16 protein-coding genes, 19 tRNA genes, 1 rRNA gene and 1 pseudogene are annotated in these 18,029 nt (G+C 51.8%); 6 read left to right on the top strand and 31 right to left on the bottom strand.

What is annotated here, in order from left to right; genetic code table 11:
- On the bottom strand, window positions 1-486 hold the full coding sequence (locus ACFQ88_RS25020) for a VOC family protein (protein ID WP_379458031.1): 486 nt from the start codon (window positions 484-486) through the stop codon (window positions 1-3).
- A 196-nt stretch (window positions 487-682) separates the two neighbouring features.
- Here ACFQ88_RS25020 and ACFQ88_RS25015 point away from each other — a divergent pair, with 196 nt between their 5' ends.
- Both ACFQ88_RS25015 and ACFQ88_RS25010 read left to right on the top strand, forming a co-directional pair.
- Window positions 683-2,728: a helix-turn-helix transcriptional regulator gene (locus ACFQ88_RS25015; protein WP_379458029.1), complete on the top strand. Its 2,046-nt coding sequence runs from the start codon at window positions 683-685 to the stop codon at window positions 2,726-2,728.
- 141 nt (window positions 2,729-2,869) lie between these two features.
- Entirely contained in the window at window positions 2,870-3,373 is a 504-nt protein-coding gene (locus ACFQ88_RS25010; protein WP_239629255.1) for a metal-dependent hydrolase, read from the top strand.
- Between the two features lie 94 nt (window positions 3,374-3,467).
- On the opposite strand, the gene ACFQ88_RS25005 is transcribed toward ACFQ88_RS25010, so the two are convergent.
- The 4 genes from ACFQ88_RS25005 to ACFQ88_RS24990 form a co-directional block, all read right to left on the bottom strand.
- Window positions 3,468-4,529, bottom strand: a complete 1,062-nt coding sequence (locus ACFQ88_RS25005; RefSeq protein ID WP_379458026.1) for an ABC transporter substrate-binding protein — start codon at window positions 4,527-4,529, stop codon at window positions 3,468-3,470.
- A gap of 27 nt (window positions 4,530-4,556) precedes the next feature.
- Entirely contained in the window at window positions 4,557-5,384 is an 828-nt protein-coding gene (locus tag ACFQ88_RS25000; RefSeq protein ID WP_379458024.1) for an ABC transporter ATP-binding protein, read from the bottom strand.
- Window positions 5,360-6,121: an ABC transporter permease gene (locus ACFQ88_RS24995; RefSeq protein WP_239629258.1), complete on the bottom strand. Its 762-nt coding sequence runs from the start codon at window positions 6,119-6,121 to the stop codon at window positions 5,360-5,362. The genes ACFQ88_RS25000 and ACFQ88_RS24995 overlap by 25 nt, the downstream gene beginning before the upstream one ends.
- A gap of 63 nt (window positions 6,122-6,184) precedes the next feature.
- Window positions 6,185-7,645 carry a sulfatase family protein gene (locus ACFQ88_RS24990; protein ID WP_379458021.1) on the bottom strand — a complete coding sequence of 487 codons (1,461 nt, stop codon included), beginning with the start codon at window positions 7,643-7,645 and terminating at the stop codon, window positions 6,185-6,187.
- Between the two features lie 382 nt (window positions 7,646-8,027).
- Between ACFQ88_RS24990 and ACFQ88_RS24985 the strand changes: the two genes are divergently transcribed.
- Window positions 8,028-8,393, top strand: a complete 366-nt coding sequence (locus ACFQ88_RS24985; RefSeq protein ID WP_239629260.1) for a VOC family protein — start codon at window positions 8,028-8,030, stop codon at window positions 8,391-8,393.
- A 57-nt stretch (window positions 8,394-8,450) separates the two neighbouring features.
- Here the strand turns inward: ACFQ88_RS24985 and ACFQ88_RS24980 are convergent, their stop codons facing one another.
- The 5 genes and pseudogenes from ACFQ88_RS24980 to ACFQ88_RS24960 all read right to left on the bottom strand — a co-directional run bounded on the left by ACFQ88_RS24980 (window position 8,451) and on the right by ACFQ88_RS24960 (window position 11,435).
- Window positions 8,451-8,786 carry a hypothetical protein gene (locus ACFQ88_RS24980; RefSeq protein ID WP_379458019.1) on the bottom strand — a complete coding sequence of 112 codons (336 nt, stop codon included), beginning with the start codon at window positions 8,784-8,786 and terminating at the stop codon, window positions 8,451-8,453.
- Window positions 8,787-8,844: 58 nt separating this feature from the next.
- Complete coding sequence (locus ACFQ88_RS24975; RefSeq protein WP_379458017.1) at window positions 8,845-9,366, bottom strand: helix-turn-helix domain-containing protein; 522 nt, start codon at window positions 9,364-9,366, stop codon at window positions 8,845-8,847.
- 6 nt (window positions 9,367-9,372) lie between these two features.
- A pseudogene (locus ACFQ88_RS24970) lies at window positions 9,373-9,483 on the bottom strand (hypothetical protein); the annotation flags it as partial.
- A gap of 12 nt (window positions 9,484-9,495) precedes the next feature.
- Window positions 9,496-10,206, bottom strand: coding sequence for an AAA family ATPase (locus ACFQ88_RS24965; protein WP_239629263.1), 711 nt, complete (start codon window positions 10,204-10,206; stop codon window positions 9,496-9,498).
- A 209-nt stretch (window positions 10,207-10,415) separates the two neighbouring features.
- Complete coding sequence (locus ACFQ88_RS24960) at window positions 10,416-11,435, bottom strand: ABC transporter substrate-binding protein (RefSeq protein WP_379458014.1); 1,020 nt, start codon at window positions 11,433-11,435, stop codon at window positions 10,416-10,418.
- Window positions 11,436-11,603: 168 nt separating this feature from the next.
- On the opposite strand from ACFQ88_RS24960, the gene ACFQ88_RS24955 reads away from it, so the two are divergent.
- Entirely contained in the window at window positions 11,604-13,202 is a 1,599-nt protein-coding gene (locus tag ACFQ88_RS24955; protein WP_379458012.1) for an AraC family transcriptional regulator, read from the top strand.
- Between the two features lie 110 nt (window positions 13,203-13,312).
- Entirely contained in the window at window positions 13,313-13,732 is a 420-nt protein-coding gene (locus ACFQ88_RS24950; RefSeq protein ID WP_239629270.1) for a DUF6526 family protein, read from the top strand.
- A gap of 148 nt (window positions 13,733-13,880) precedes the next feature.
- Here the strand turns inward: ACFQ88_RS24950 and ACFQ88_RS24945 are convergent, their stop codons facing one another.
- Window positions 13,881-15,026, bottom strand: a complete 1,146-nt coding sequence (locus ACFQ88_RS24945) for a Gfo/Idh/MocA family protein (protein ID WP_379458009.1) — start codon at window positions 15,024-15,026, stop codon at window positions 13,881-13,883.
- A 171-nt stretch (window positions 15,027-15,197) separates the two neighbouring features.
- On the opposite strand from ACFQ88_RS24945, the gene ACFQ88_RS24940 reads away from it, so the two are divergent.
- Entirely contained in the window at window positions 15,198-16,034 is an 837-nt protein-coding gene (locus ACFQ88_RS24940) for an AraC family transcriptional regulator (protein ID WP_379458007.1), read from the top strand.
- Window positions 16,035-16,085: 51 nt separating this feature from the next.
- Here the strand turns inward: ACFQ88_RS24940 and ACFQ88_RS24935 are convergent.
- The 20 genes from ACFQ88_RS24935 to rrf form a co-directional block, all read right to left on the bottom strand.
- Window positions 16,086-16,156, bottom strand: a tRNA-Gly gene (locus tag ACFQ88_RS24935).
- Window positions 16,157-16,206: 50 nt separating this feature from the next.
- Window positions 16,207-16,283: transfer RNA gene (locus ACFQ88_RS24930), tRNA-Pro, on the bottom strand.
- Between the two features lie 6 nt (window positions 16,284-16,289).
- Window positions 16,290-16,372: transfer RNA gene (locus ACFQ88_RS24925), tRNA-Leu, on the bottom strand.
- A gap of 14 nt (window positions 16,373-16,386) precedes the next feature.
- Window positions 16,387-16,463, bottom strand: a tRNA-Arg gene (locus ACFQ88_RS24920).
- Window positions 16,464-16,490: 27 nt separating this feature from the next.
- Window positions 16,491-16,564, bottom strand: a tRNA-Cys gene (locus ACFQ88_RS24915).
- Between the two features lie 15 nt (window positions 16,565-16,579).
- Window positions 16,580-16,651: transfer RNA gene (locus ACFQ88_RS24910), tRNA-Gly, on the bottom strand.
- A 7-nt stretch (window positions 16,652-16,658) separates the two neighbouring features.
- Window positions 16,659-16,743 (bottom strand) — tRNA-Leu (locus ACFQ88_RS24905).
- Between the two features lie 7 nt (window positions 16,744-16,750).
- Window positions 16,751-16,823: transfer RNA gene (locus tag ACFQ88_RS24900), tRNA-Lys, on the bottom strand.
- 43 nt (window positions 16,824-16,866) lie between these two features.
- Window positions 16,867-16,940: transfer RNA gene (locus ACFQ88_RS24895), tRNA-Trp, on the bottom strand.
- 3 nt (window positions 16,941-16,943) lie between these two features.
- Window positions 16,944-17,026: transfer RNA gene (locus ACFQ88_RS24890), tRNA-Tyr, on the bottom strand.
- A 4-nt stretch (window positions 17,027-17,030) separates the two neighbouring features.
- Window positions 17,031-17,106: transfer RNA gene (locus tag ACFQ88_RS24885), tRNA-Thr, on the bottom strand.
- 5 nt (window positions 17,107-17,111) lie between these two features.
- Window positions 17,112-17,184 (bottom strand) — tRNA-Phe (locus ACFQ88_RS24880).
- Between the two features lie 18 nt (window positions 17,185-17,202).
- Window positions 17,203-17,279 (bottom strand) — tRNA-Asp (locus tag ACFQ88_RS24875).
- A 15-nt stretch (window positions 17,280-17,294) separates the two neighbouring features.
- A tRNA-Met gene (locus ACFQ88_RS24870) sits at window positions 17,295-17,371 on the bottom strand.
- A 14-nt stretch (window positions 17,372-17,385) separates the two neighbouring features.
- A tRNA-Val gene (locus tag ACFQ88_RS24865) sits at window positions 17,386-17,461 on the bottom strand.
- Between the two features lie 19 nt (window positions 17,462-17,480).
- Window positions 17,481-17,555 (bottom strand) — tRNA-Glu (locus tag ACFQ88_RS24860).
- Between the two features lie 28 nt (window positions 17,556-17,583).
- Window positions 17,584-17,659, bottom strand: a tRNA-Asn gene (locus tag ACFQ88_RS24855).
- 5 nt (window positions 17,660-17,664) lie between these two features.
- Window positions 17,665-17,740, bottom strand: a tRNA-Ala gene (locus ACFQ88_RS24850).
- Window positions 17,741-17,814: 74 nt separating this feature from the next.
- Window positions 17,815-17,891, bottom strand: a tRNA-Ile gene (locus tag ACFQ88_RS24845).
- Window positions 17,892-17,938: 47 nt separating this feature from the next.
- Window positions 17,939-18,029 (bottom strand): 5S ribosomal RNA (gene rrf / locus ACFQ88_RS24840); the annotation flags it as partial.

The following is an 18,029-nucleotide window of genomic DNA, read 5'->3' as shown; positions in this document are numbered from 1 at the left end:
TTAACGTCCTCCTTCAAAACGCCGCTGCTGCAATTCATAGCTGTTATTCGGTCTTCCTTCTCCTAGCCATGACCATTCCACAGCAGGTTCCGGCGCGTACGGGCCAACCGCCTGGTCCGGGAATTCATCCGGCCAGGTAACCTCGATCCGGTTTCCTTCCGGGTCGTTGAACTGAATCGATACTCCGTGGGAGCCCCTATAAGGACCGCGTATCGGAATGCCCCGCTCATTCACCTTGTGCCAGAGCTCCTTCAGCACAGCAAGCGAGCTCGCGTAGACCCCCATTTGGACAGAACGGGGATCGCCGACAACGCTTAAGTCATAATGTACCGCGTTCCGTTCGAATGCCAGCAGCGATATTTCCCAAGACTCATCCGCCCCTACGAGCTTCATATCGAACATCGTTTGATAAAAAGTTATCAGCCTCTCTCTGTCTCGGGCGTATAGTGCAGCGCTGCCCAAGCGAAAATGTCGGTCATCGTTCATCCGTTCCTGCCTCCTTTAATTTCCATCTAAGAGTACCATTTCGCCAATTGGCGTATAAGTATCCCAACAGATACAAATGTGGTATACGAAGGGATACCCCTCGGCCAATAATCGGTATATCATCCCGCACGGAAACAAGTTAAAATAGGAAAATAACGGATTTTTCCATCGAAAATAATCCAGGCGGGTGATAACTATGGAAGACACAAGGCTCGATGAGCTGGAGAGCCGATTGCTGGTGGGGCGTAAGCAGGAGCTGACGGCCTTTCTTGAGGTATGGAACGATTCCGCCCGCTCTACAAAAATAGTGAACCTATACGGAACGGCAGGGATCGGCAAAAGCTTTCTTCTTGACGAATTTCAAAGACAGGCTCGCGCAAGGGAAGGCCAATGTGTAACGATAGACAGCGACGGCTTCGTCAAAACTCCGCAAGCGTTTTGCGGGCATATTCTCGATGCGCTAAGGTATGACGGCAGCGACCGTACGGACGAATCGCAGCTCCCCAACGCATGCGTACAGTTTCTTAACAAGCTGGCTTCGTCGCAGCGGATTCTTTTGCAGATCGATGTATACGAGCGGATGGAAAGTATGGACCAATGGCTGCGCGACTTTTTTCTCAAGCAGCTGGATCCCCATATTCTGATCGTCATAGCCGGCAGATACCCGCTTACCGAACCATGGTATTTGTCCCCTGCCTGGAGGCAGCTCATCCTGCGCATGCCGTTGACCGATCTCGACTACCCGTCGGTGGAGCGTTATGCGGAATACAGCCACGTGAGTGACCGCGATAGCGTCGAGCGCATTTGGCGCTACTCGAGCGGCCATCCTTTGACCATGTCGCTGGTTACCTTCATTCTGAGCCAGTCCGGTTCCAAGGAAGCGATTCCGGGTGACGAGAGTACGCTGCCTTATCTTGTGAATCAATGGCTCCGGGAGGTACCGGGAGACTATATGCGCCCTTTTGTCGAGGCCGCTTCCGTTCTCCGGCATTTTAATCAGGAAAGCTTGTCGTTCGTCATGGGACGGGAGATCACTGCTTCGGAGTTTTATCAATTAATCCGATTCTCCTTTATCCGCAAAGCAGACCGGGGATGGACCGTGCATGCATTAATGAGGGATGCGATCCAAAGAGAGCTTCTTTCCAGAACCCCTTCGGTATATGAGGCAATTAAAAGCAAGGCCTTGCAATATTATTATGATAGGCTTGTCGACACGGGCAGCCAGTCTCCGAATGCGCGAGAAGCCGTTGAATTGATGTATTACATCGGCGATGCTCTGATCCGGGCGTTCATGAACTGGTTCGAGCTGTCTCCGAGACATTTTGAAACGGCAGGCGTTGGATATAAAGAGGAGCTGGAGGCTTATGTCCGCAGGCGGCAAGAAACAGCCAAGGATACCCGGATCGAGCTATTCGATCCTTATACGAGCCGGGTTTTTGAATTTTTCATATCGGCAGCGGAATCGCGCTTTACCGTTCAATCACTCGATTTTGACGCGCTGTTCGGCTTGGGATATGACGTTGTACGGACGATGAGGGATGCGGCGGGCGAGATGATCGGGCTCGCTGTCATCATTCCGATCAACAGCAGGACCTTGCCTTATTTGCAGCAGGCTCCCAGGTCGTCGGCCTATTTCGGCAGCTTGCCGCCGGACCTGCACAAGCGGCTGTCCGTTCCTGCGTATACACGGGCTGGCTGGTTTATCGAAACGATAGACACCGTCGATTTCGGGGATGCAGCTCAGCAGACAGCCATCGGCCATTTGCTGCACTCGTTGATTTTTACAGGCGAATTTATTGTAGAATCTCCCGCTCCGTTTCCTTATTTCATAGAAGCTCATAAAAGCCTTGGCTTTGAAACGGCACATCACGGCAGCCACCGAAATTATGACGGCGTGACGGAAACCAATACGTTCGTAATCGATATGCAGGACGAGCGGATCGTCAGCTATATTCATAGAATGCTGAAGCTAACCGGCCAGCAAAGCATTATACGGCAGAGCGATCTGCTCCACGACGTGCCGCCTGCCCCGGAGCCGGATGAAGATCCGATTCTGAAACGGAACGATCTGACCGTTCGCGAGAAGGAGGTCGCCAAGCTTTTGGAAAAGGGATATACGAATGTGGAAATTGCGGCCTCTCTCTACATTAGCGAAGTGACCGTGAAAAAGCATATGAAATCGATGCTCGGCAAGCTGCAGGCGACGAATCGTACCCAGCTGCTCAAGAAGCTGCTGGATTGACAGCCGGGACACCGCCGAAACTTAAGGCTTCAGAGGGATGCATAAGCAGCCGGTTTGTGGTATTCTAAGAAAGTTATTCCTTACGCGAACATATGTACTTATGTCGTAATGGCATCTTAGAAGAACCGGAGGTTTCTCATCATGCTTCAACGAACACACAGCACTGCGGGCGTACTGGCGGCCGAATGCGTCCTTCTGTATTACGACGTCCCTTTATGGTCGTGGGAGACGGCGGGAGCGCTGCTGCTCGGCTGCTTTGCCGGACCGCTTGCGGATATCGATAAGCCCGGCTCCGTCATGGCCAAATTGTTTTTCCCGCTGTCCGCTTTGCTCAAACTATTGAAAATTCATCACCGCACGCTGACTCATTCCATTATTTTCATGGCATTGATCGCGATGGCAGCCTCGCCGATACCAGAGCTGTATTATTGGACCTTTGTGCTGGCATACGCCTCCCATCCGCTCATCGACCTGCTCAACGAGCAAGGAGTAGCGCTCTTCTGGCCCATTCGCAAAAAAGTCCGCCTGCTCCCCAAATTTGTAGCCATCGATACCGGATCGAAGACGGAAGCTTTGTTCTGCTTCGTGCTCCTCTGCGTTTGCATCTGGCTTCCGGTGCGCAGCTTGTGGATGGACTGGTTTTGAAGCTTGTAACGAAAAATAAGCCTAACCGACAAGAGCCCGAGGTCCTGTTGGCTAGGCTTATTCATTTTCCGTGCATGGCTGGCTTCGGCCAAAATTAATTCGCTGTCGCTTTAATAAAAGGATCGGTCATCAGAAATTTGTCCGCCGGAATAACTTCCTTCAGATTGCCGTTTTGTACGAACAGCTTTTCCAAATTCTCGTACCATTTCTTCGCCGTGCCGTCCTTGAACGCATCGGCGATTTTTTTATTGTCGAGCCATTCGAGCGAATCTAGCTGCAGCTTCAACGATTCCTCCGGCACCTGCGTATAGGCAGCTGTCATTTTAATCGCTTCCTCTTTATTTTGCAGCTTATAGTCGGTCGTCTTGGCAATCGCTTTCAGAAATTTCTCCACCAAATCCGGCTTCTCCTGCAAAAACTTCGGATTGACTACCCAGCTCGCCGGGAATATATATTCCGGGAAAAAATCGCTGTTATCGCCCAGCTTCACCATATTTTCTTTGCCGACCTGCTTCTCGATCTCGAGCGTATACGGAGACCAGATCGCCACCGCGTCGACTTTATTGGCTACATAAGCGGAAACCGCGCCGGCTACGTCCATGTTGACGATGTTCACATCGCTCGGCTTCAGGCCGCCTTTCTCCAAGCCTAGGTTGAGCACCATCTCCCCGGACGTCCCTTTAGGCACGCCTACGGTTTTTCCTTTCAAGTCGGCCCATGTCTTGATTCCCGATTTTTTCGTTGCGAACACCATGTCGCTTTTGCCCAGGCTGACAATGTTAATGATGTGCCCTTTGCCTTGCGCCGCGAGGAATGTAGCGCCAGGACCGATGTAGGCAATATCGATGTCGCCTGAAGCCATGGCCTGGAATTCCGGAGGGCCGCTCAAAAATTTGACCGCATTGACGTTGATGCCGGCTTCCTTGAAGAAGCCCTTCTCCTCGCCGATAACGATCGGCGTCGCTCCGTTCATATCAGGCATGTAGGCGACGTTAATCGTTGGCGTCTTGCCCGCCGGCTTATTCGGCTCGGGAGCTTGAGCCGGGGACGAAGCATTGCCTCCGCCTCCCGGGGAGCACGCTGAAACCGCCATGACCGTACCAAGTACGGCGGCAAGAACGGACAACCGGAATGTTGATTTGCGTTTCAACAACATAAAGACCCTCTCCTTTTATACGTGCGATTATTTTGCCACTTCCAGGTATTCCCGATACACCTTCGACCAGATTTCGTTCTTGATACGGACGAACCGCTCATCCAGCTTCGTCGCCTGATCTCTCGGATACGGAATGTCGACGTCGATAATTTCCTTGATCCGGCCGGGCCGGGCGCTCATAATGATCACCCTCTGCGCCAGGATCACCGCTTCTTCCACATCGTGCGTGATGAAAAAGCAGGTCTTTTTCTCGGTCTGCCAGGTTTTGAGCAGCTCCTCCTGCAGCTGGGCGCGGGTTTGGGCATCCAGCGCTCCGAACGGCTCATCCATCAGAAGCACCGCAGGCTGCACCGCGTAGGCACGGGCAATCGCCACGCGCTGCTTCATCCCGCCCGACAGCTCCTTCGGGTAAGCGTTCGCGAAATCCTTAAGCCCGACGATTTCCAAATACCGCTCGGCCGTCTCCTTGCGCTCCTGCTTGCTTAAGCCGCGCAGCTTCAAGCCGAACTCGACGTTTTTCAATACCGTTTTCCATGGAAACAGCGCATACTGCTGGAATACGACTCCGCGTTCCTTCCCCGGACCCTTCACCTCGACGCCGTCCACCTTCACCGATCCGGAGGTCTTATCCTCCAGGCCCGCAATAATGTTGAGCAGTGTCGTTTTGCCGCAGCCGCTCGGGCCTACGACGCAGACGAATTCGTTTTGATTAATGGTCAAATCCGTGTTTTGCAGCGCGGTGACGTCCCCATTGCGGCCTTTATAAATTTTGGACAAGCCGGCGATTTCGATTTTGGGCTGTTTCACGGCTTCCATGACTTGTGCTGCTTCTAGGCGTTGCGTACTTCCTGCCATCCCGTCAGCCTCCTTTCCAAGAAGAGAACGAATTTATCCATCGCTAAACCGATAATTCCGATCACGATAATACCAAGAATAACGACTTCCATCCGGAAATATAGACTTGCCTCCATGATCATGTTGCCGAGTCCTTTGCTCGCTCCCGTCAGCTCTGCAGCTACCAATGTCGTCCACGCCGCGGCCAAACCGAGCCGAACGCCGACCAGAATGTACGGAAACGAAGCCGGTACGATAACCTCGAAGAAGATGTCTCTGTCTCTTGCTCCAAGAACGCGGGAGGCGCGGATCAGCGTCGGGTCGACATTGCGTACGCCCTGAAAAATCGAGATAACCATAACGAGAAACGTCGATACGAAAATGACCGTCACCTTGGCGGATTCCCCTACGCCCTGCGCTACGATAACAAGCGGAATAAGCGCAATAGGAGGAATCGTACGGAAAAATTGGATCCAAGGCTCGACCACGGATCGGATGACGCTGTACCAGCCCATAAGAAAGGCTACGGGGATCGCTACGATCAGGCCAAGCGAAAAGCCTCCGAGCACGCGGAACAAGCTGGCCCCGATATTCGTCCACATGCGGCCGCTGGACACTTCTTCGATCAGCGTGCCGACTACGATGGTCGGATTCGTAATTATCGCTCCTACGGCCGGTATGGCCGACAACACATACCATAGTGCAATCCCGACGATGATGGAAATGACAGTTAGTAATCCATTCGGAATTTTTTTCAAAGGGAACAGCCTCCTTCTTTACGGATTATGACTTGTATGGGGTTTGCTTACTTGCTGCCGATCTTATCCGTCATAAGCGGGCTGTAAAGCTTCTTTGACATAAGTACGGCGCAGCTGATCGGCGGCTTCGCTCCACCCTTTGCGGTCCAATCGGCGAATCCAATCCTCGGCACTCAAATATTTCCAAGGCCCCGTTTCGATCACCTTTTGCATCGGGTCTACCTTATAGCCCGGCTTGCGCGCTTGCTCATGCTGCCATTGGGTGAGACGGTGGTCCATTTCCTTCACGATGTCAGGGTATTGGTCCGCCACATTGACCGTCTGATTCGGATCGTTCTCCATGTCGTACAAGGTCACTTCGTCAAAGTGCAGGTATAGACCCGGGTGATAGGTGCGGATAAAATACCACCGGGCATCCCGGACCGCGCGCTGGCATACGTACAAAGCATGATCCATGACGAGGTAGTCGCGGCCTTCCCAATGCTCTCCTCTCAGCGCCGGCAGGAACGACTTGCCATCCCAGCCGGACGGTACTTCAAGGCCTGCGAGCTCGGCGATCGTTGCGATGACGTCGACATTGTAGACGAATCCGTCGATGGCTTGCCCCTGCTGTGTCATACCGGGTACGGTCATGATCAGCGGAAGATGATGGACCGCTTCGGTAGCGCTGGCATGCTCGATGTAGATGCCCTGCTCGCCCATCGATTCCCCGTGATCCGCGCTAATGACGAAGCTTACCTCGTCTTCGATGCCCAGCTCGCGCAGCGTGTCGAGCAGCTGGCCGACGTGCCGGTCCATATAGCTGATGCCGCCGTCGTAGCCGTCCACCGCGTGCTTGAAATCATCCCTGTTGGAAATGCGTCCCGGCATCGTGGCCGGATAGCTGTCTCCCCAATGCAGGAACGTCGCCGACCGCGGGAAGCTGTCCTTCTGCTGCGAAGCAATCGCCGCTTCATCCGGGAACGGTTTGACCGGAGTGTCCTTCCACTGCTCCATATATTCGATCGGATACGTATAGAACGTGTGAGGATCCCAGTATTGAATATGCAAAAAGTAATTGTCTTCCTTGCCGTGCTGCTTCAGCCAAGGGATGACGGCATCGTTCACCTCGTCGGCGTTCTCGTTGCCCTCCTTCAGCGAATGGGTATGCACTTCGTTCCAGCCGGCAAAATACCACCAGGCATGATGCCTATCACCGAACGACGAGAATGTAACCGTCTTCATTCCGGCTTCACGTAAATACCTTGTGAAAAAAGGAACCTCTCTGCTGTGGCCGTCTCCCTCGGGATATTGAAATTCGCCGCCGGGTCCCCAATGGGTCAAGGCTCCATGGTTGATGCCGAAGCGTCCGGATACGAAGCTGGCCCGGGACGGAACGCACGGTGACGATGCGCAGTAGCAGCTGTTGAAGCGCACGCCTTTGCTTGCGATGGAATCAATGTTGGGCGTCGTATTCCGGTTATATCCGTAGCAGCCCATATGATCGGGACGAAGCGAATCGATATCCAAATAAATGATTCTCATAGTGTCGTTGACCTCCTGCTCACTCTATCGTTGTTGGATTTATTGCTATTATAGGAGAGAAATGAGCCGCTCAAAAGGTTGAACTATTTTCAAACCTTTTGGCACCGCCCTTGTCAACGCGAACAGGCCGACCGGAGCTTGGTCTCCAGTCGGCCTGCCATGCAGCGCTGCGATGCGCGCCTATTCGGTTCGCGTACCGCAATCTATATTAAGGGGGTCGAGTATTATAATAACGCCCGTTTCTTAAAGCGACATGAACGAAACCTTATAGAAACATTAAATTCGTGACATGCTTATTAAGGATGTCGTTTTTTTACATGCAGGACCGAATCGCCTTATGCTATAAATAGATTGCTGCAGCAAAACAAAAGGAGGAATCGATATGTTCAACAAAATAGCGACCGTATCCGTATATGTAGACGACCAGGAAAAAGCCGAAGCATTCTGGGTCGAGCAAGTAGGCTTCGAAATCCAAAAGAAAATTCCAATGGGACCCCATGCGTTCTGGATGGAGCTGTCTCCTCCGGGCGCGGAAAGCTGCATCACGATTTATCCGAAATCCATGATGCCTGAAGCAGGAGCGCAAACCTTGGGCATCGTCTTTCAAACCGACGACATTCAGGCGGCTTACGCCAAGCTGAAAGCGAAAGGTGTAGAGATCGAGGAGCCTAAGGAACTCGGCTTCGGTATTTTCGCTCAATTCAAAGATAACGACGGCAATGTATTCGGCCTCCGTCAGCATAAATAAATCGCCAACAGCCCTTTCGACAAAAAGCCCTCTTCATCAAGAAGAGGGCTTCGCATTCTACTGGTACATAGTGCCGCGGTTATATGCGGAGTAGGCTTGGTTCTGGTTCTGGAATACCATGTTTGCTTGCTGCTGACGGACCGATTGCTCCATTTGCGCGCACATTTGCAAACATTCCTGCATGCGCTGAATGGCCGTCTGATGGCCTTGGAGCGTCATTTGGATCATCTGGGACGCTTGACGCTCACGCTGAGCCAGAATCTCAAGCTGTTGAGCATTTTGCTGCTCTTGGCGAAGCATTTGCTCATAATTCTGACTTGCCTGCTGTGTTTGCTGAATCAGCTGCCCAATCGTTTGCTGGCAATGCTGAAGCTGTTGAATAACCTGGTGCATGGATAAGTGCCTCCTTGAAATCCTGCGGAATTTGTGAACCTGTACTATTGTCCCTATCTCAACGAGGATTATACATGGTATCCGTCGTCCAAAAGGATAATCGGCCCCGATGCTTCAGCACATCGTGCTGCTTGAGCATCCATTTCTGGAATTCCGAAGGAGTAACTCCCAGGCAAAGCTTGAACTCTTTGGAGAAATGAGCATAATCGTAATAGCCTAAATCAAGCATGCATTCGTGAAGGCCGACGTCCGGATGGAACAAAATCCGCAGCCGCGCCTTATTGAACCGGGTAATTTTGTGAAGTCTTTTGCCGGACATCCCGATGAGCTCAGAGCATATTCGTTCGAATTGCCTTTGGGAATAACCGCTTTCCTCAATCGCTTTATGTATGCTATATTGCATAGGCTCGTAATACAGCTTCGATAAGATGGGGATCATGGGGTTACCGATAGCCGAAGGCCGAAGGATGGAATGAAAGTAAGTCTGGAGCACGTCCACCGCTTCATCCAGATTTGCGTGCGCCAGCCGCTCCTCCAGAAGCTGTACCTGCTCTGCCCCGAGCAAGTGCGATAACGGCACGATCCGGTCAACGAGCGGTTTGACGGGAATCTCTGTAAAAGCCGAAAGCCCCCAAGGCAGTAAGCGTATACCGAATAATCGGAGCTTCCCATGTGCGGCAAGCCTGTAATAGCGGGATAAAGGGCCGTATTAATCCCGGAACAATTCCTCCAAAACCGCTTTCCTGTTCTCCAAAAACCGACGCGTCACAATATAATGCAGTGTATCTTCATAAGCAATTTCACCGATCGGGGCGGTATCGAAGTTGACGATTTGGGCATTCGGATAGCCAAGCAATAGGGGAGAATGCGTCGCGACAATAAATTGCGCTTCCTTCTCCAGATCCTTCATAATGCGCATAAGCGCCAACTGGCGTGCGGGAGAGAGCGCGGCCTCCGGCTCGTCCAACAAGTAAATCGCCTTTTTGCCGAACCGGTGCTGAAATAAAGATAAAAATGCTTCTCCATGAGACTGCTTATGCAGAGATTTACCGCCGTAATATTGCAAGCTATCCGGAATTTCGTCCAGGTGGGAGGCAAAATGATAAAACGTTTCGGCACGCAGGAAAAATCCGTTCGTGATTTTTGGCATCCACGACAGCCTGATATAATCCCCTAACGAGGATCGGGAAGCGTCCACCTCGTAGCTATTGTTCCTTCCTCCCCCCGCCGTATTGAATCCGCATTGGTAGGCGATCGCTTCCAAAATGGTCGATTTTCCAGATCCGTTCTCGCCAACGAAAAAAGTGACGTTGCCGTTAAACGCAATCTTCTCCGCATCGCGCAATGCTGGTATCGAGAAAGGATATTTTCTAACGTCAGGGAATTGATCTCTTAGAATGGAAACACTGCGCAGAAACATGGTTCATTCACCTCTTTAGGTAAGCATAGATCGACTTCAATAACAACGGTTTAAGAACATATGTTTCCTTATATTATACATTGAATGAGGGTAAGAGCCAAGCCTGCACCTTTCTCCCTCCTTCCCGAAGCGCTGCTGCCTTCTATACCAAAAAGCCCGCATCCGGAATCATTGATTCGGGATACGGGCCGCTGGTCAGCAGGATTAGACTATTTGAGCAAATACTTTTCCAAATCGTCAAGCAGCAAATGGGCCGACAAAATACCGCCGGATGAATTCCAAATGCCGTCGTTGACCTTGATCGTCTTGCCTCTTTTTACGACGTCCAGGTTTTTCCACAACGGATCTTCCTGCCACAGCTTCTCGTTCTTCGTCGTTTCTCCCTTTTCGTCCTCCAGCGTGAAATAGAACATAATATCGCCATCCAGCTCCGGCATCCGTTCCCTGCTGATGATATCGGCGAACGTCTCTTTATCCTGTGCAGCAGGTCGCTTCAAGCCGACTTTCTTCAAAATGCCTCCGGCAAACGTATCTTGATAGTAGACGCGAACCTTGTCTGCCACGTAGAACCGGACGAGGGAAACCTTCGTATTGATCTTGTCTCCCAGCTTTTGCTGCAGCTCTTTTACATGCTTGTCAAACTCGGCAAGCTTCTTGTCCCCTTCTTCCTTCTTGTTCAAAGCTTCCGCATACAGTTTAAAATTGATTAATGAGTCCGAGTTCGTTCTTTCCGAGAAAATCGTCGGAGCAATAGCAGATAATTGGTCATATATTTTCTCCTGACGCAGCTTGATTCCGATGATCAAATCGGGCTTCAAAGCAACGATTGCCTCCATGTTCGGCTGGTTCTCATCACCGACGATCTGCACTCCGTCCAGTTTGTCTTTCAAATGATCATACATAGGCTGGACACCCCATGCTTTAACCATACCGACCGGTTTGATACCAAGCGCCAGCGCGGCTTCAACCGCATCGTTGCCCAGAACGACAACCCGCTTGGGGTCGCCCTTAACCGTTGTTTCTCCCATGGCATGCTTTACCGTGTACGGCTTGCTCGCTTCCGGCTGCTTCGCCTGCTGATTTTGAGCCCCGGCAGCGGCCGCTCCGCCCGTTTTCTCATTGCCTGCCGCCGGTGCTGTGTTCGATGCTCCTCCCGATCCGCATGCGGATAAAATCAATGCCAGCGACAGCAGGATAGCCATCACTGGAAATGTTGTTTTTCTAAACATCTTGCTTCTCTCCCCTTTTTTTTGATAATGATAATTGTTATCATTTAAATAGTGTATGGCATGGCAGATCGATCGTCCATGCTCTGGAGTATCCGTTTTGTTAAACGATACTACCTGAACCCCATTATATCCGGAGGTATTCCAAGAGCGGAGTTGAAGGAAGTGGCTATGAACCGTACAAGAACCATCCCCCATACCCTGTATCTGCTGTCATCCATTCGGAAATACCGCAGCAGAAAACCGGTAACCGTACGCCGGAGAATCCCCGTTCCTATGCTTTGTTTTGTTGTCCAAGGCACCGGAGTGCTTACCCTAAATGAATCGGTCCATTCCATTGGGCCATTGCAGCTCTTTTACCTGCCGCCCGGCACATTCGTCGAAGCTGCGGCAAAAAGCGGCAGCCTGGAGTATTATCTTATTGTGATCGACGCCCGGACCGCCATTAAACGAAAAGGGCATTGGCAGCTTGCCGGTTCCTCAGAGCTTCCCCCGTTACTGTCCCGAGGCCACGTGCCTATTGGCGACGGCAAACAAGCTCACCGGAGAATCGAGGAGCTTTACGACTCGCTTACCTTACGGTCTGGTACATGGCCCGCTGATCCGGACAGACAGCTCCAGTCGTTGATAGATTTCATAATCCGCGATCTGGCGGCCAAGCAGGAAGCAAGCCGTGCCGATGATGCCGGAATCGATCGTTGCATTGCCTACATGAGGCATTATTTTCATGAGAAAATAACGAGAAACACGCTGGCCGACATCGCCAAGCTGACTCCCAATGCTTTTTGCCGCAGCTTCAAGCGAAAAACAGGGCTGTCTCCGACCGATTTTCTAAACCGGATCCGCATTGATCATGCCAAGCTTCTGCTGTCACCCGGAAGCACAGTGAAGGACGTCGCTTCCGCTGTCGGCTACAGCAGCGAATATTATTTCAGCCGGATATTCAAGGAGTTCGTCGGTCTCCCCCCAACGCTGTTTATCAAAAGAGAGCGATTGAAAGTCGCGATTGCCTCACGCTGGGGCTTGCAAGATAACCTGTCGTCGATGGGCCAGGAGGCGGTCTCCGCCGTTGATTGCTACAAATATCCCGGTGCAGGCGAAGCCGAGCACGGTCTGCGAATACTGGCCCAGCTCGAGCAGCTGAGGCTGGCCGCACCGGATCTGATTATCGGCGATTACGCTCATCTCGCGTATTACGATGAGTTCAAGCAAATAGCTCCAACCGTCATTTTGGAGCACAATCTCGACTGGCGCGCCACCCACTTGAAAATTGCCGAGCTCGTAGGGCGTGAACGCGAAGCGATACAAACGTTTCATCAGCTCGACGAGAGCATAGATGAAGCTCGCAACCGATTGAATCGCGCTAACGGTACGAAGACCGTCACCATCATGCAGGTCATACCGGGCTTATTGCGTATCCAAGGCACGATCCATCATCCGCTGAACGAGCTGATTTATAAGGAATTGGGGCTTCTGCCCGGCCGGTCGGTTCCGCGCAATAAAATGCGGGATGAATGGCAGCCGGAGGAGCTTACCGCCGTGGAAACGGATCAGCTGTTCACTATCACATTCGGGAACCGCAATGAAGCGGAAGCGTTGGTATCCAAGCTTCAGCTGATCCCCGAGACTCCTTTGTCTCCTGCATCCCGGCAGCCGGAGCCCTTGTTCGTTCCGAACTGGCTTATTATGAGCTGGACCCCGGGGGGACGCAGACGCATTATTGAACAGGTTGTGGAGGCGCTGGCAGCCCCTCAGCCGGCTAGAAATTAACAACAGCTATACAATAAATAGAAGGAAAATTCAGCGTTCGGATGGAATACATAAATAACATTCGATGCGGGGAGCAGCAGCTTCTGCTATCAAAGAGGAGGATCCTAAACATGCAGGAACAGAACTATGGAAATCATAAAAGGCTTCATCCGCTTTTCCATTTCATCGGCTTTCCATTGGCTCTCATTACTTGGATAGCATCTATTGTCTATTTCATCATGACGATCTCGTGGGTATCCTTCTTTGCCGTCATCGCGGCGACAAGCCTGATCATCACTTTTTTTCTCACACGGCTCTACGCAACGAAGCTTCAGGACCGCATCATACGAAACGAGGAAAATTTCCGCCATTACATGCTCACAGGAGATACATTGGACCCGCGGCTTACGGCCTCTCAAGTGGTCGCCTTGCGATTTGCCGGTGATGCGGAATTCCCTGCCTTATGCAAAAAAGCCGCCAAGGAGAACCTGCAGCCCGCCGACATCAAAAAGGCGATCAAACAGTGGCGCGCGGATGAGCATCGGGTCTAGCTCGGCATTATTTACGGCAAATGTATCAACAAAAAAGCTTGGTCGGGGGTCGCGAAGACCTCCAACCAAGCTTTTTTTCAAATACTGCACCATGCCTAGATTTTAGATAACAAAATTATCAGTGCTCGCAAACCGTTCTACGAATCGTTTACTGCCCCGAAATCGTAATATCGTTTTTGGCAAAAGCCGTGACCGATCGTGTTTTTTCGTAGAAATGAGTGGCTTTCGCCTGAATGCCTTCCCTCGTGTAAAACTCGTCATTCCTAGACAGCGGCAGCTTCACGGAATGCCCGGTGCTGGCCGACTTATAGATTGCGGTAATAAACTCCAACGTATTTCTTCCGCTCGTCCCGTCGATCAACAAGTCCGACCCGTTCTCTATCGCCTGAAGCACATTATCGATCTGTCCTTTATGTCCTTCATATTCGACGTCGGGGAGCTGCTCGTACAATGCTTGAATTTGCTGCTCCAGCGAAGGGTTAGGTGCAGGGAAGCCGTTTTCTTTGGATACCGATGCTTTGATTTTCCAAGGCATGGAGATTCGGGCGTCGGCCCCTTGCAGGATGATCTGCTGTTCCTCGCCGTGATGGACGACAGAGCTGGTTACTTGCCCGAGCGCTCCGCCCTTGAACCTCAGCACCGCAACCGACAGATCCTCTACCTCCGCATTATCGTGTGCCGTATTGCTCATAAAAGCATGCACTTCCTCAGGCATCCCCATCATCCATTGCAGCGCATCGATATGATGTACGGCGTGATTGATCGTGCAGCCTCCGCCTTCCTTCTCCCATGTCCCGCGCCACCACAGATCGTAATAGCAGTGTCCCCGCCACCAGAAGGAATCGACCTGGGCATGCAATATTTTGCCTGCTACGCCCTCATCGACGATTTGTTTGAGCTTCATCATCGGCGTACGAAACCGGTTCTGGGCAATGACCGACAGCCTCTTCCCGCTTTTTGCCGCAGCCGCCAGCATTTCATCGCATTCCTGCAGCGACGAAGCCATAGGCTTTTCTACCACCACATTCGTGCCTGCAAGTAAAAAATCGATGGTAATCGGAGCGTGCGTATATGGAGGCGTACAAACCGATACAAGGTCGATTCCCTCGTCGAGCAGCTCTTTATAGTCGGCTACAGCCTTCGCTTGCAATCCAAACCGGCGAATGCTCTCCTCCGCCTTCTCTGGAAATACGTCGGCAACCGCAACAATGCGGCATCGCTCCGGAAACGATAAATAAGCCTGTATGTGCGCTGCGGAAATAGCTCCTGCCCCAATAACGGCAACACGTAACATGAACAGCTCCTCCATTTCATCCTCTTATTTCCTCTCATATTAAGCGATTTCATTACCACTTTGTAAAATGATCTTGTGCTAATATGTTCTAATCTTGCTATAATGAAGAGAAAATGCGGACACCGGACTGCATACACCTTTTGAATCGTGGTGATTGGGATGGAGCCTTTTTTGTTTCATTACCGGCGTACTTCCGAAGTGGTTTTCAAAGAAGTTTTTCATGCGCATCTGGAAATGGAATTTACTTACGTTCACGAAGGCTGCGGCAACTTAATCATCGAGGGTACGACCTATCCGATCGGCCCGGGCATGCTGATGGTATTCCATCCGTTCCAGCTTCATCGGGTTCAAATGGAGGTAAAACCCGGGCAGCCGTTCGTCCGAAGCATGATGATGTTCGATCCGGCCACTTTGCAGCCGTATTGGGATCCGTTTCCCGGATTAAAAGGTTTTTTTCAGCTTCTGAAGCAGCAAAAAGCATTGAAGCCCGTCATGCCGATTAGCGAATCCGACCCGCTCGTTTCTTTAATGGGCCATTTCCATGAGAGCCGCGCAGCTATGTCTCCGAACGAAATCGGCGAAGAATTTCATTTCTTTCTTCTTGGTTATTTACGTCAGCTGCGGAGAATTTGGCAGGACCAACAGCCTGAAGCCGAGAGCACCGGCACATCCAGATACCATCATCACGCCGAAGAAATTATGAAATGGATCGAGCTGCATTACCACGAGCCGTTTCGGCTGGAGCAAATGGCCGCGGAGCTGCACCTTTCCCGCTATCACTTGGCCCACTTGTTCAAGGAAGCAACAGGCACGACGATATTGGCCTACGTTCAGGCAACGAGAATCCGGCATGCGTGCGTCTGGCTGACCAAGAGCAAATCCGCTTTGACGGTACCCGAGATTGGCGCAAGGGTCGGCATTCCGAATCCGTCACACTTCTGCAAAGTGTTCCGCGAGACCATGGGCATTACCCCGCATCAATACCGGCTGAACATACAGAAAAACTAAAAAGAGGCTGCGGACTTTGAAAGTCTGCAACCTCTTTTGCAATACATCCTAAGCGGGTGATGGGAATCGAACCCACGCTACCAGCTTGGAAGGCTGGAGTTCTACCATTGAACTACACCCGCATAAATGCGAAAATGCTTCTCGGCAAAACAGTTGCCGTACAAGCAATACATGGTCGGGACGACACGATTTGAACATGCGACCCCCTGGTCCCAAACCAGGTGCTCTACCAAGCTGAGCTACGTCCCGAAGATATGGTGCCGGTAGAGGGACTTGAACCCCCACGGTTTCCCTCACGATTTTGAGTCGCGCGCGTCTGCCAATTCCGCCATACCGGCTTGCTTTTAAAAAATGGCGTGCCCTGAGAGATTCGAACTCCCGACCTTTTGATTCGTAGTCAAACGCTCTATCCGGCTGAGCTAAGGGCACATATGGATTAACTTGAATGCATTACATTGGAGGCGCCACCCAGACTCGAACTGGGGGTAAAGCTTTTGCAGAGCTCTGCCTTACCACTTGGCTATGGCGCCAAATCATGTAATGAAAGCGGAAGACGGGAATCGAACCCGCGACCCTCGCCTTGGCAAGGCGATGCTCTACCGCTGAGCCACTTCCGCAAACTGATGCGCTCGAGAGGACTCGAACCTCCACGGGGGGTTAGCCCACACGGACCTGAACCGTGCGCGTCTGCCAATTCCGCCACGAACGCATGCATCTGAGCCATGTAGGACTCGAACCTACGACACCCTGATTAAAAGTCAGGTGCTCTACCAACTGAGCTAATGGCTCACACTAATATATTCAAGACGATCTGATTTTGATCGCCATGATCTGGCAGGGGCAGCAGGAATCGAACCCACACCAAAGGTTTTGGAGACCTTTGTTCTACCTTTAAACTATGCCCCTATATGGAGGCTGATGGATTCGAACCACCGAACTCGTCAGAGAACAGATTTACAGTCTGCTGCGTTTGGCCACTTCGCTAAGCCTCCATGATGGTGCCGCCGAGAGGACTTGAACCCCCAACCTACTGATTACAAGTCAGTTGCTCTACCAATTGAGCTACAGCGGCAAACATGGCTCGGGACGGAATCGAACCGCCGACACGAGGATTTTCAGTCCTCTGCTCTACCGACTGAGCTACCGAGCCTTATGAAATTGTAAAAAATGGCGGAGCCGACGGGATTCGAACCCGCGGTCTCCTGCGTGACAGGCAGGCATGTTAGGCCTCTACACCACGGCTCCACACTAGAAGAAAATTGGTTGCGGGGGCAGGATTTGAACCTGCGGCCTTCGGGTTATGAGCCCGACGAGCTACCGGGCTGCTCCACCCCGCGTCGTTGTACTTATATGGTGGAGGCTGACGGGATCGAACCGCCGACCCTCTGCTTGTAAGGCAGATGCTCTCCCAGCTGAGCTAAGCCTCCGTAATATTATGGGAAATAGTGGTGACCCGTAGGGGATTCGAACCCCTGTTACCTCCGTGAAAGGGAGGTGTCTTAACCCCTTGACCAACGGGCCGTGCTGCATATACTATCGAGAAGAAAGATGGCTCCCCGAACAGGACTCGAACCTGTGACAACTCGATTAACAGTCGAGTGCTCTACCAACTGAGCTATCAGGGAACGAATGGTGGAGCCAAGCGGGATCGAACCGCTGACCTCCTGCTTGCAAGGCAGGCGCTCTCCCAGCTGAGCTATGGCCCCAGACGTTACTGTGAAAATCGTTCAAGCCCCTATGTATCAAGTCTAAGTCAACCGACTTCATCTTGTAGGAAACATGGTGGGCCTTAGTGGACTCGAACCACCGACCTCACCCTTATCAGGGGTGCGCTCTAACCAGCTGAGCTAAAGGCCCTTGAGCTTTCATAGCGACAAAAAAACCACATCAAGTGGAAATGGTCCGCTTGGCGACGTTCTACTCTCCCAGGACCCTTCGGTCCAAGTACCATCGACGCTGGAAGGCTTAACGGTCGTGTTCGGTATGGGTACGCGT

Origin of the sequence: Paenibacillus sp. NPDC056579 (assembly GCF_042793215.1) — a bacterium.
Classification (GTDB): Bacteria; Bacillota; Bacilli; order Paenibacillales; family NBRC-103111; genus Paenibacillus_S.
This window is presented reverse-complemented; position numbering and strand designations above follow the sequence as displayed.